The organism is Psychrilyobacter sp. (genome assembly GCF_037132775.1).
Lineage (GTDB): Bacteria > Fusobacteriota > Fusobacteriia > Fusobacteriales > Fusobacteriaceae > Psychrilyobacter.
In genome coordinates this window covers 1-12,819 of the sequence record NZ_JBAHZY010000057.1, presented here as the reverse complement: position 1 = coordinate 12,819, position 12,819 = coordinate 1, and the positions used below count along the sequence as shown (strand labels likewise).

Annotated in this window: 11 protein-coding genes; 1 reads left to right on the top strand and 10 read right to left on the bottom strand. The window is 33.3% G+C overall.

Translation table 11 applies throughout. From position 1 onward, the window contains the following. The first annotated feature begins 218 nt into the window (after window positions 1-218). Window positions 219-1,502, top strand: a complete 1,284-nt coding sequence (locus tag V5784_RS03960) for a DEAD/DEAH box helicase (RefSeq protein WP_336887758.1) — start codon at window positions 219-221, stop codon at window positions 1,500-1,502. 150 nt (window positions 1,503-1,652) lie between these two features. On the opposite strand, the gene citF is transcribed toward V5784_RS03960, so the two are convergent. The 10 genes from citF to V5784_RS03910 all read right to left on the bottom strand — a co-directional run bounded on the left by citF (window position 1,653) and on the right by V5784_RS03910 (window position 12,458). Further along, complete coding sequence (citF, locus tag V5784_RS03955; RefSeq protein ID WP_336887757.1) at window positions 1,653-3,191, bottom strand: citrate lyase subunit alpha; 1,539 nt, start codon at window positions 3,189-3,191, stop codon at window positions 1,653-1,655. Between the two features lie 18 nt (window positions 3,192-3,209). After that, complete coding sequence (locus V5784_RS03950) at window positions 3,210-4,079, bottom strand: aldolase/citrate lyase family protein (RefSeq protein WP_336887756.1); 870 nt, start codon at window positions 4,077-4,079, stop codon at window positions 3,210-3,212. Next, window positions 4,079-4,345 carry a citrate lyase acyl carrier protein gene (gene citD, locus V5784_RS03945; RefSeq protein WP_336887755.1) on the bottom strand — a complete coding sequence of 89 codons (267 nt, stop codon included), beginning with the start codon at window positions 4,343-4,345 and terminating at the stop codon, window positions 4,079-4,081. The genes V5784_RS03950 and citD overlap by 1 nt, the downstream gene beginning before the upstream one ends. Before the next feature lie 227 nt (window positions 4,346-4,572). Further along, window positions 4,573-5,814 carry a methylaspartate ammonia-lyase gene (locus tag V5784_RS03940; RefSeq protein ID WP_336887754.1) on the bottom strand — a complete coding sequence of 414 codons (1,242 nt, stop codon included), beginning with the start codon at window positions 5,812-5,814 and terminating at the stop codon, window positions 4,573-4,575. A gap of 40 nt (window positions 5,815-5,854) precedes the next feature. After that, the gene (murI, locus tag V5784_RS03935) at window positions 5,855-6,649 is read right to left on the bottom strand and encodes a glutamate racemase (RefSeq protein ID WP_336887753.1); all 795 of its coding nucleotides are present in this window, start codon (window positions 6,647-6,649) and stop codon (window positions 5,855-5,857) included. Window positions 6,650-6,730: 81 nt separating this feature from the next. Beyond that, window positions 6,731-7,927 (bottom strand): sodium/glutamate symporter, encoded by a 1,197-nt coding sequence (gene gltS, locus V5784_RS03930; RefSeq protein WP_336887752.1) that lies wholly within the window; start codon window positions 7,925-7,927, stop codon window positions 6,731-6,733. 114 nt (window positions 7,928-8,041) lie between these two features. Then, the gene (locus V5784_RS03925) at window positions 8,042-9,499 is read right to left on the bottom strand and encodes a methylaspartate mutase subunit E (protein WP_336887751.1); all 1,458 of its coding nucleotides are present in this window, start codon (window positions 9,497-9,499) and stop codon (window positions 8,042-8,044) included. 13 nt (window positions 9,500-9,512) lie between these two features. Then, window positions 9,513-10,925: a methylaspartate mutase accessory protein GlmL gene (glmL, locus tag V5784_RS03920; protein ID WP_336887750.1), complete on the bottom strand. Its 1,413-nt coding sequence runs from the start codon at window positions 10,923-10,925 to the stop codon at window positions 9,513-9,515. 64 nt (window positions 10,926-10,989) lie between these two features. Beyond that, window positions 10,990-11,412 (bottom strand): methylaspartate mutase subunit S, encoded by a 423-nt coding sequence (gene glmS, locus V5784_RS03915; RefSeq protein ID WP_336887749.1) that lies wholly within the window; start codon window positions 11,410-11,412, stop codon window positions 10,990-10,992. Between the two features lie 365 nt (window positions 11,413-11,777). Next, window positions 11,778-12,458 (bottom strand): hypothetical protein, encoded by a 681-nt coding sequence (locus V5784_RS03910; RefSeq protein WP_336887748.1) that lies wholly within the window; start codon window positions 12,456-12,458, stop codon window positions 11,778-11,780. Window positions 12,459-12,819: the final 361 nt, after the last annotated feature.

Genomic DNA, 12,819 nt, shown 5'->3' with positions numbered 1-12,819 from the left:
TCAGAAATACCAGATGATGAGTTAGAAAGAACTGTAGAAAGAATTAGAAATAGACCGCGAAAAGTATTAAATTATTTTACTGCAAATGAAGTTTTCCTTGAAAATATGTGGTGGTGTGCTTGACAAGACTCACCGCCTTATTTATTTAATTTTGTCTTATTAGAATATCTATGATAAAATATTAAGTAATAAATTTTTATAGATTAAGGAGAAAAAACATGTTATTTAATGAATTAAATTTAGTTGAACCATTATTAGAAGCCGTTAAAAAAAAGGGTTACATAGAGGCTACACCTATACAAGAACAAGCTATTCCATTTATTATGGATGGAAGAGACATCATTGGATCTGCTCAAACAGGAACTGGTAAAACCGCAGCCTTTTCACTCCCAATCCTACAAAAAATCACTTTAAATGGTAAATCAAAAGATCTAACAGCACTGATCTTAGCTCCTACTAGAGAATTAGCAATCCAGATAGAGGAAAGTGTTCGTTCATACGGAAAAAATACCAGAGTTACGAGTACTGTAATCTTTGGAGGAGTTTCACCAATAAAGCAGATACACAGACTTAAAGCAGGACCAAATATCATAGTAGCTACCCCTGGTAGATTACTTGATTTGATTTCAAAAGGTTATATCAACTTAGATCTAGTAGACCAACTAGTAATCGACGAAGCTGACCGTATGCTAGATATGGGAATGATCATCGAAGTTCGTAAGATCATCTCCAAATTACCAGAAGAAAGACAGACTATGCTCTTTTCTGCTACTATGCCAGATGAGATAAAAGACTTAGTAAAAAGTGCATTGATTGATCCAGTGGATATTTCTGTGTCTGCTACATCTTCAACTGTTGATACTGTTAACCAAAGTATCTATCTAGTAGACAAAGGCGATAAGGCGGCTCTTCTGCTTCATATTTTGAAAAAACAGAAAATAAGTTCTGCAATTATCTTTGCTAGAACTAAGTTTAGAGCCAATGACATCAATGAGATGTTACTTCAAGCAGGATATAAATCAGACGTTATCCATGGAGAAAGAGCTCAGTCTGCCAGACAGAGAACTATCAGAGATCTAAAGAATGGAAATATTCAGATCTTAGTAGCTACAGACTTGGCTTCTAGAGGTTTAGATATTGACGACCTTTCCCATGTTATAAACTATGATCTTACTAGTATTCCTGAGACATATGTTCATAGAGTCGGTAGAACAGGTAGAGCAGGGAGTGAAGGGATTTCAATCTCATTCTGTGATATAGAGGAAAAAAGATTCCTTAGAACTATCCAAAAAACTATAGACAAAACTATTTACGTGGAGAAGGATCATCCTTACCACCTTAGAGATACAAAGCCTTCTTTTGGTGAGTTACAGTCAGCCAGAGAAGAGAGAAACAAGAAAAAATATGATTTTAAAGGAACTTCTACAGGAAGAAAAGCTCCCTCTAAAAGGGGTAAAAAAGGTCCTGCTAGAAAACCAAAAAGTATAAAAAAAGGTAGTTGAAAATTTAGGAGTTTATCACTATATTATAGTGATAAACTCCTTTTTTTCATTTCTACTTCCTTCACTCTACCTCAGTTTTTCCCTACGCAGTTCACATTTAAAATTAAGTATTAAATATACTTAATTTTAAAACTTGTGAAATCTCAAGACTTACTTTGCCTTTCTTACTACGTCTATTACAGTTCCATCTCTGTATTCTATTATTGCCACTATCTCATCGGTAAACTCTACTGCTTTAGGTTTCCCTGTCATAGCTTCCGCAATATTTTTTAACTCATCTATAGTCATGATCGGTAAGTTAGTTTTCTTTAATCTTTCGATTAATTCTGTTCTCTTAGGATTGATTGCTATCCCTCTTTCAGTTACTATTACATCCACAGTTTCCCCTGGAGTAGTCAGAGCAGTTACTCTATCTTTTATAGCAGATATTCTGGAGTTCGCTAATTGAGTTACAATTATAGCTAATTTAGCTCCAGCTGATGTATCTGCATGTCCACCAGAACCACCCATGATAGTACCATCAGAAGTAGTTGTTACATTTACGTTAAAGTCTATATCTATCTCTGTAGCTCCTAAGATAACTATGTCTAATTTATTTACTACAGAACCTTTGTTATCTGCATTTGCATACATAGATGCTGACATAGTCATATGTCCAGCATTTTCCTTAGCTGATTTTATAGCTGCCAAATCAAAACATTGTACATCAAATAGTGATTTAAACAATCCCTCTTTATACATGTCTACTATATAACCCGTTATTCCTCCAGAAGCAAAACTTCCTTTGATATTATTTTCGATCATCTCAGCTTTCATGTCTGCTGCTACTGCTAGAGATACTCCTCCAGCTCCAGTTTGAAAACTCATTCCATCTTTAAAGTATCCTGAGTTTTTAATTAACTCTGTAGTCATATTCGCTATTTTTAATCCAATTGGATTTTTAGTGATTTGAGTAGTTCCAGATACGATTCCGTTTGGATCTCCTATCGCATCTACAACTACTACATAGTCTATAAGTGTTTGAGGAATATCAATAGTTGTATTTGGATATTCTACCAGGTTATCTGTGATAGCCACTGTGATATCAGCAGTTTCTGCGTCTGTATACGCATATCCCAATGCTCCACAAGCTGATTTTCCGTCTACACCATTTATATTTCCATAATCATCCGATGTAGGAGCTGCTATAAAGGCTATATCTATAGTTAGATCTCCAGATTCCATTATTCTAGCTCTTCCACCATGAGTATGCATTACTGCTGGGTTTTCCAATTTCCCAGCTGAGATAGCTATTGCTACTGGTCCTGAGATATATGCAGCGTATATACTAGTTACTACTTTTTTTTCTATCAATTCTACTAATTCACCATGACATGGAAAGATTGAACTAGCTGCTATAGTTATATCTTTATATCCTCTAGCTGCTATCTTTTCCATTACCATATTTAGGATAAAGTCTCCATTTCTTAAATGATGATGAAACGAAACTACCATCTCGTCTTTTAACGGTAATTTATCTAGTACTGCATCTAAATTATCATGTAATTTTTCATCTCCAGGAAGCATATTAGTCAACTTGATTGATCTTTTAGTTTTTGTCCCTTTAGATGCCAAGTATCCACCATAGTGTTTTACTGCTCCATAACCTTTTATATTATCAGGTACTTCTCTACCTAAGATATTTTTCATATTTAATTCTCCTCTTGACTATTTTATCAATCCAATTACCCTTGCAGCATTAAGCGTGTTCATTGCTCTACTTATAACAGGTGCATCTATCATTTTACCATCCAAAGACAATACTCCTAAGCCCTCTTTTTCTGCTTCATCTTTCGCATACATAACTCTGTTAGCCCATGAAATTTCAGCAGCTGTAGGAGAATATACCTTATGTATTGTATTTATTTGTCTAGGATTTATAGCTAATTTCCCTGTAAATCCTAATTTTTTTGCATGCATTGTATCAGCCAGTAATCCTGCTTCGTCGTTAGTATCTGTAAATGGTGTATCTATTGCATCTATTTTTAATGCTTTACAAGCGTTTACTACCTTTGTTCTTGCATAAAATAATTCCTCTGAATCTTTCGTTCTTTCAACTCCTAAATCAGCCGCGAGATCTTCTCCACCTAAACAAACTGAATCTACTCTGCTACTTGTTTTAATTGTTTCATAGACAGTTTCTACACCATACGTAGTTTCTACTAAAGCGTGGATTCTGATAGATCCTTCCTCGAATCCCTCTTCTTTTTCTATTTTTGTTAACATCTCATCTAATTGTTTCATATCTTCAGGTGTTGCCTTTGGTAATAAGATAGCATTCGGTTTAAGTCTAGCCATTACATCTATATCTTCTAGTGCATATGGAGTTGAGAATGGATTTATTCTTATAACTACTTCTGTAGTCCCATAATTAAAAGTTTTCAATGCTCCTTTTATTAAGATTCTAGCTGCGTCTTTTTCTCCTAATGATACAGCATCCTCTAAATCTAATATAACTGAATCTGAACCAAAAACTTCAGCTGTCTGTAACATTCCCGGGTTATTCCCCGGCATAAATAGCATACTTCTTCTTAACATTACATCTCACCTGCCCTAGTTACTGCTGTTTCAATTCTAGCCTTTATTGTGTAATCAAGCGCTCCCTTATCGATGGCTTTTATCATAACACCTTCTACTTCTAATTCTTTCAAAGTATTTTCTATTAAAGTTCTTATCTCATCACCAAATTGTTTTTCCACAATACTTTCTAATTCTATTTCTATACCATTGTTACCTGGCATCAACATTATTGAAATATCATTTGATTCCAATGTCCCTGCCTTAGCTGGTTTTAATATTTTCATTATTTCACCTCTATATTTTAATACTCAAAATTTTATCACCAAGAAATTCGGTCCCAAATTTAACAAGTTACTACTCTTATTAATTATTTTATCCTGACTTTGTTCTCTCTTTTTTTAGTGATCAATATTTCAAGTTTTATTTTCATATCCAATTATAATTTACTCAATCTATTAAAAACTAAGAAAAAGGTAGTTTTAAAAACTACCTTCAATCTTAAAACTTTTAATTATTTTCTGCTATTTACTAATGCTTCTACTCTATTCATTTCGTTTCCTACGATCATGATACCTTCGTCTACACCCATTCCTGGTTTAGCTAATACTTGTAATGCTCCACAAGCCATTGCTATATTTGTAGTTACTTCAGCTGATCTGTTAGTTTCGTTACAAGTTCCACCAACATAAGATCCGATTCCTTTTTCGTTACAATATAAAACTGCTTCTGCTATATTGTTTACTCCTCCTAAATCTGGAGTTTTAATTTGTACTACATGTCCTGCTTTTCTATCAGCAAATAATTTAATATCCTCTAATGTGTTACACCATTCGTCAGCAACTAATTCTACATTAATTCCTCTTCTATCTAATTCAGCAGTTAAAGCAGCTAAGGCTTCTACTGTAGCTTCTCTTTCTTCTAAGTCCATAGGACCTTCGATTCTTAAGTGGAATGGCTTTGCAGCTTCTTCTAATTCAGCTAATAAATCAGCTTGTTTTGTGATATCTTGATTAAACGCTACTCCCATTGTTCCATATACATCGATGTGGAATATAGGCATATAGTCTTCAGATTCTCTTAATTTTAATACTCTGTTACTTAACCATTTTACATAGTCTTTTAAGATAGATCCATCTTTACCTAATTTAGTTTCAACATGGTTGATTAATGCATGTGGCATGATGTCTGCACCTTTGATGATCATCTTGTCTGCATTGTTCTTTCTGTCGTCTCCAGATTGAGTGAATAATGGTAATCTTTTGATTGTTACGCCAGTTGCATATTCTTTTTTTATTACTTCTGCCATAGTTATCTTGTTTGCTTTTGCTGTTACATCTAAGACAGCTTGAGTTAATCCATATCTGATAGCTGTATGTAATCTCTTTCCATTTAATTCCATTGTATCTATCTCTTCAGCTAATAATTTGAATTCATTTATATCTCTTCCAATTAATTTTGGAGCGATTTCGTTTTCGATAACTGGGATAAAATCAGATGCTAAGAATAATGGATCTCTTCCACCTGCACCAGAATATTGTACTGCTGCACAATCTCCGTGAGCTACTTGACCATCTTCTAAGATAAACATTACAGAGATAGATTCTCCTGCTTGTCTAATTCTTGAAAATCCCTCAGTAACTGGTTCTCCTACGTAATCAAAACCGTCATGACCTGCTCCAGCTTTTATAGCTCTTTGGTCGTCAAAATAAAATCCTGTTTTTCCTGCTGAACAAATGATATCAATAATTTTCATGTGATACTTCTCCTTTTATATTCGATTAGTTTATTAAAACTCAATTTAATGCTGATTTCACCATATCTAGTGATCTAGATAATATTTTTTCCGCTATCTTTTTAAATTTATTAATGTTGCCCGAGGTATAGAAAGAAATTTTTCCTTTTGAATCTCTTTTATTTAAGAGATCTAGCTTTTGTAGGAGTTCCTTTACCTCTAATGCTGTTTCTTTGGCTGTATCCACAATCTTTTTCCCTTTTAATTCCCTTATAAAATATTCTTTTATAATAGGATAGTGGGTACATCCAAATACCACAACATCTATTTCCGCGGGCAATTTTTGTACATAAAATCTTATTAGTTCTTGATTTTCTTTTGTATCTTTCCATTCTGATTCGATCATTTTACAAAGTGACTTACATCCTATTTGATAGACTTCTATGTTTTCATCAATTCTTTCTATCTCATTTTTATAAGCATTCATTTTTGCTGTTACTGGTGTAGAAAATACACCAATTTTATTATTTACTGTTAGTTTTGTAGCTTCCATTGCTCCTGGAGCGATCACTCCAACAACAGGAATATCCAATTTATTTTTCAATTCCCCCAGAGATACCGCTGTAGCAGTATTACACGCTACTATCAACATCTTTGCACCTTTTCCTTGTAAAAGTCTTCCAATTTCCAAACTAAATTCTAATACTTCTTCTGTGCTTCTAGATCCATAAGGAGCTCTTAAATTGTCTCCAAAATATATTAAATCTTCGTGGGGTAATACTTTTTCAATCTCTTTCAAGACAGTCAATCCTCCTACCCCAGAATCAAATATCCCTATTGCTCTTTTATTTAGCATAAATTTTATCTCCTAATAGTATAATTTTTATTATATAAAAATTATACTATTTTTAATAAAATTTTAACAGATAATATATTTTTATCCGAACATGTTCATGAAGAATGTAATTATCGACGCATTGGTAAAGTCAATAAATAATGCCCCTACTAAGGGTATTACGAAGAATGCCTTAAATGATGGATAGTTCGCTGCTGTAAATGATTCCATATTTGCAATGGCATTTGGTGTAGCTCCCATTCCGAATCCACAATGTCCACAAGCCATTACTGCTGCATCATAGTCTCTACCCATTACATTAAATGTAACGAAGTATGCAAATGCTGCCATTAATACAGTTTGAACTAATAATATAGTTACTAAAGGTACTGCTAATGCTGCTAAGTCCCATAGTCTCATAGACATAAGTGCCATAGCTAGGAATAATGATAAAGAAACGTTTCCAATAATAGTGATTTCTTTATGGTTTAATTCTTTCTTTTTCATATCAGATATATTTCTGATAACTGCTGCTATTAACATTGGACCGATATAGATAGGTAAAGTAATTCCTGCTTGCTTTAACCATCCTACTAATACTGTTCCTATTCCCATAGAAACAATGATAACTGTAGCTGCATTGAAGAATGTATGCTCTGTAACTTCTACTACTTGATCTTCATTTGTTATTTCAGCATGCTCTTCTTTCAATAATTCTTCATTTGGCTTCAAGTTATATTTAGTCATAAGTCTTTTTCCAATTGGTCCACCGATTAAACAACCTGCAACTAAACCATATGTAGCTGATGCTATCGCAACTGCTGTAGCTCCTGTTGCTCCTGCCTGTTCTAATAATGGTCCAAATGCGCCTGAAGTTCCATGTCCACCAGTAAGCGGTATAGATCCTGCTGCCATTCCAAATAATGGTGGCAATCCAAATACCTTAGCTAGTGATACTCCTACAACATTTTGTAATATTACTAAACCTGTTGCTACAATTAAGAATATTACAACTTGTACTCCACCTTTAGCTAGAAGTTTGAAACTAGCCATAAATCCGATAGTCGTAAAGAACGCTATCATAAATAAACTCTTCAATGTCCCATCAAAATTAAACTCAAAAGTATTTGTATAGTGACCTACTAGAGTCAATATTGCGAAGATAACTCCTCCAATAACCGGTACTGGTATAAAAAATTTTCTTAATACCTCTACTTTACTTCTTACGAACTTACCTACTAATAATACGATGATTGCCATAAACAGTGTGGATATGTTATCCATTTCAAAAATTTGCATTTCGTTCCCCCTAATTTTACTGTATTTCTCTCCTTTATTTTTTCAAGAAAAAGCAGATTATAAATTCACTTTTCCATTAAAAACTTCCCTAATCATTTATAATTTGATTTTTTATTATTTCTTTTCTGGTCTTCCGATTAAAGTTCCTCTTCCTACTGCAAATATATCATCTACTGTCATTTGGAAACCAATCTCTCTACCTTCAAAATCAGCTCTTTTTTGTAATTCAGCTTTATTGAATGCTTTGATCTCATCTGTGAATGGCAGATTTCCACAATCTAAATATCTTATTTTACCTGTGTTGTCTCTAGCTGGTAACATCTTCCCTAAGTTTATATTTGCTGGTGCGAATGGAACATCAATTACACCTTGCTTAACTGCTTCAATTGTACCAAGAGCTAAGTCTCCATTTCCAAGATCATATACCTTGTCCATGATACACTTGATTTCTGCTTTTATTTGATTGATCTCTTTAGTTAATTCTTCAGAATCAGCTAATGTTTGACCATCTAATAAGTTTAATACCATCTTAGTTGCTTTTATAGCGTTAGCATTAGCTTCTTTTGTAGGGATTCCAATAGCTTCATGAGTAGTCTTTACGATTACTTTTGTTGCTCCTGATAATTTAGCTGCTACTGCTCCATTTGCGATTACACCATAAGCTTTAGATTCATCTGCTGGGAATCCTCCCATCCATTGATGGAAAACTGTAGTTATTTGCATATTTTCATATCCTAATTTTTCACAGTATTCTTCACCTAATGATTGTAATGTTCTGATAGCTGCTACGTCTTGGATTAAGTTTCCACATTGTCCATAACCCATTGTGATACTCTTAACTCCTTGCTCTGCTGCTAGTAAACACTCTATTAATTGTATCGAATTTGAAATTGATACAGGAACTAATGTTCCTGTTAATGGTCCGTAAGGTTCTCTATTAATAGAAATTCCTTGCTCTTCATACCATCCTACTAATCTATCTACATATTGCCAGTCTCTTATTGTTCTTTCCATAGATACTGATTTAGCATATGGTAAATTATATGAAATTCCTCCACCTTCATATGAAGTCCATCCAGAGGCCATTGTAATCTCAGCCAATAATCTTGCATCAGGAGTCCCGTGTCTTACTTGTAACGGCTTATCAACTGATTCTAATACTTTTTTACAACCTTTTACTCCATAATTCACACCTGGGAAACCATTTAATAATGATCTTCCTGCTTTTTCTGATTCTTTAATTCCTCTCTCACACTCTTCATATCTATTTAATCTAGTATATGCATCTATAGTTGATGGTAATAAATCTGCTCCACCCTCTTTAGATAAAAAGTTTAATAATTCGATATGTTCATCTAATAATGCTACACCTGCTCTTGGTTCTGCTAATGTTTTTCCCTCTTGCTTAGCAGTCCATAATTTTTTAGCGAAGTTTTTAGAATCAGGTAATGCTTTTAGGTACTTAACACCTTCAGCTAAGTCTACCTCTTTACCTGTAGGCCATTGTTTTAAAACTTCTTCTCTTACTTTAAAAAATTCTTCCTCTGTCCATTTTTTATTTTTAATGTTCATTAATGTGATCCTCCTAATTAACTTTTTTAAGATATTTTTTCATTATTCTTACTGCCATATTTGGATTTTCTCCTGCAAGGAGTCCCATAGCCGATAATATATATGTACTGTCAATCAAATAATCTGGTGATCTAGGCATTAGGTGCACAGGCTGCTCTTTATTAAATTCCCCTGCTTCCAGTATATTCCTAGGGTTTTTACTGTGTACCAGTACTCCACCAGTTCCAATTACGTATTTAACATCTAAAAGGTCTTTTCCATGCTGATAGTACATTACTCCCATTGGAGTAAATACATTTTCTAACCAACCACAGTGTCTTTGCATTGCAATTTCAGTTCCTGCTCCTGCCATAGCATCATCGAAAAATATTTCTTCTGGTGTTTGTGGAACCATCATAATATTTTCATGTCTATGATTACAGTGAGCTTTTACATCGATCTCTTTATGATCATCATTCAGATATTGTCTTATTTTTTTTGTTCCTGCTGCTTCTAATAACGATAGTGCCGAATATCTCATTCCAAGATCTCCTTCAACAGTTCTTTTAGCAAAAGGTTCTTCGAGTCCTCTTGGAATTACACCTGCATTACTTGGGTCTCCCTCTGCTAATGAATGAATATCTGTTGTAGCTCCACCGATATCTATAACCATCAAATTTCCTAATCCATCTTCATCGTCACTACCAATAGCTAATATCTCTGCAGCCTTTAATACAGCTGCGGGGGTAGGCATAAGTATTCCGGATATGAATTTTTCTGCATTTTTCATTCCTTTAGCTTCTACTATCTTTGTCATAAATATCTTTCTTATGGCTTCTCTTGTTGGTTTTTCATTTATCTTATTTAATTTTGGCATAACATTTTCTGTTACTATATAATCTATATTTGCTGCTTCAAATATTTCTATAATTTCATCGTTAGCACTCTTATTTCCAGCCAGTAACACAGGTACCTCTATCTTTACTTTTGCTATTAATTTAGCATTATGTATGATACATTTTTTGTTTCCACCGTCTGTTCCACCTGCTAATAATAGTATATCTGCATTTGAATTTTTTATCTCTTCAATCTCACTGTTATTTAGTTCATAAGAATAAGTTTTCATAACTCTGGCTCCTGCACCTAGTGCAGCTTTCTTAGCAGCATCTGCTGTAAGCTCAGGGACAAGCCCTATTGCATACATCTTTAATCCGCCAGCTGCTGAAGAACAAGCTATTTTTTTTATAAAATTAATATCCTCAAATTTTACGTTTTTTTCTTCTATGCATAACTTGAGCGTTTCATATGCTTTGTTAAAACCTATCATTATGTCACTTTGAACTGTAGTTATGTCTTTAGAAGTAGCTAGTATCTCTTCAGTTTCTACATTCACGACTGTTAATTTAGTATAGGTACTTCCAAAGTCAATCAATAAATAGGCATTCATTTTTACCACTCCTAATATTATCGTACGTCACTTAGGGCGTCGTTTATATATATACATGTTATCCCTATACAGTTATCATTCCTAAATCTTTTTTCATATCTTCTGATGTAACTTCGATAGGTGTTCCTGGTGCGTATACTCTGTCAAATCCCATACTTTTAAATCTAGCTTCAACTTCAGGCCAATCTTGCTTTCCTACTACGATGTTTCCACCAACATATAATTTTACATCTTGTAATCCTGCTTCATCACATTTTTCTTTAAACCCTTGACAATCTAATTCTCCGTGGCCATATAATGATGAGATGATGATTACATCTGCATTTGTTTCTACTGCTGCGTTTATAAAGTCTTCTTGTGGACAAATAACACCTACGTTGATTACATTAAACCCTTGCTGTGTTAATACATGGTCAATAATCTTATTTCCAACTGCATGACAGTCCGATCCAATTACTCCGATTACTATAGTCTTTCCATTTTTCATTTTTGACCTCCAAAAAGTTATTTTAGTTGTTTTAGTTGTTTTAATTGCTTTTAATTGCTTTTCTACAGACTATTCTAATCAATTTTAAAAGAAAATACAATACGCTGAAATATACAAAAAAAAAATACCAATATATACTAGCTATTCATCTAGTATATACTTGATATTTAATTAACCCTAATTTTTCTTATTCAATTCTAAATTAACCGTATTTTGTTTTTTTTAAGCTCAATTTGTTTCGTAAAACAACACATTGTGGTGATTACCTACCTTTGTTTCACATCAAAATAAATGATAAGCATTTATTATATATATATCATTTTTCCCATTTCATTATATGTTGACCTGTTTCTGAAGTTATAATTCTATAATAGCACTATCGATAAAACGGAGTCTACGATGACATCTCTCACACCTGCTAAACATGGGATTCTATTCCCTTCTTTCATATGGGGACCAAATGTTACCATTACTTTATTCTTGCTCAGTTCATACTCTTTTGCGTTTGATCGGCTGTCTTTCACACCATTCCCAAATTGGATCGCACTAACTTCCCCCATAAGATTATGGATAATACACGAAAACTCTCCTTTAATAGAATTTAAATCCAAGTTATATGGCAGGTGGCATTCCACCACTCCTCCTATAGAATCACTTGTCCCTAACATTTTTTGGATAGCTATGGTTACATATTCCTTATTTTGCTCTGATGTACTTATCCCACCTATCTCCACAGCTAATGCTTCTAATTCATATGGTATATGTTTTTTTGCTATGGTTCCAGCTAAAACTACAGCCGATAGTTCATCTCCATATAGATATTCAAAAACAATGTCTTCTCCTGTAGTAACTTCATCTTTTATTCCCTGTAATACATCTATCTCTTCCCTTTTATCAACAGTAACCCCTTCCATCTTTCTCCTGTGGAGATCCATTCCAAAATCTGTAGGAGTAATGGATATTCCCTTTTTTACTCCTCCTACCCTTAATTTAACTCCATTTTCGATCTTATCTATTTCTACAGTCATATTTTTACCAAATTTCATCCTATTCCTCCATCTTTCTAATTTCCTTTTTTAATTATACCATAATCTATAAAAGCTAAAAACTAATCTACTTTTTAATTTACCATTAATTAATATAAATCCATAGAATATAAATACCTCAAGGTAATTTTATGACTATATTCACTGTGTTTCTTTGATTAATTCTAATTTTAAAAATTTCTTGTTACTTTTTTCGTTCCACGAATACTCAATTTATTTCTATTGGTGTATAATCATTTCAAGTCGACCACTTGAAATAAAAAAAGACCTTTTTTCATAAAAACCGATATAATGTAGTTACGACAACAAACATTAAAGGAGTTAATTTATGAAAAAAGGATATAAACATTTTAGCATATAT

Bases quoted from the DNA above. Each gene is read 5' to 3' on its own strand.
- V5784_RS03960 (WP_336887758.1), top strand. From the start codon at position 219: ATGTTATTTAATGAATTAAATTTAGTTGAACCATTATTAGAAGCCGTT.
- citF (WP_336887757.1), bottom strand. From the start codon at position 3,191: ATGAAAAATATCTTAGGTAGAGAAGTACCTGATAATATAAAAGGTTAT.
- V5784_RS03950 (WP_336887756.1), bottom strand. From the start codon at position 4,079: ATGTTAAGAAGAAGTATGCTATTTATGCCGGGGAATAACCCGGGAATG.
- citD (WP_336887755.1), bottom strand. From the start codon at position 4,345: ATGAAAATATTAAAACCAGCTAAGGCAGGGACATTGGAATCAAATGAT.
- V5784_RS03940 (WP_336887754.1), bottom strand. From the start codon at position 5,814: ATGAAAATTATTGATATCATTTGTTCAGCAGGAAAAACAGGATTTTAT.
- murI (WP_336887753.1), bottom strand. From the start codon at position 6,649: ATGCTAAATAAAAGAGCAATAGGGATATTTGATTCTGGGGTAGGAGGA.
- gltS (WP_336887752.1), bottom strand. From the start codon at position 7,927: ATGCAAATTTTTGAAATGGATAACATATCCACACTGTTTATGGCAATC.
- V5784_RS03925 (WP_336887751.1), bottom strand. From the start codon at position 9,499: ATGAACATTAAAAATAAAAAATGGACAGAGGAAGAATTTTTTAAAGTA.
- glmL (WP_336887750.1), bottom strand. From the start codon at position 10,925: ATGAATGCCTATTTATTGATTGACTTTGGAAGTACCTATACTAAATTA.
- glmS (WP_336887749.1), bottom strand. From the start codon at position 11,412: ATGAAAAATGGAAAGACTATAGTAATCGGAGTAATTGGATCGGACTGT.
- V5784_RS03910 (WP_336887748.1), bottom strand. From the start codon at position 12,458: ATGAAATTTGGTAAAAATATGACTGTAGAAATAGATAAGATCGAAAAT.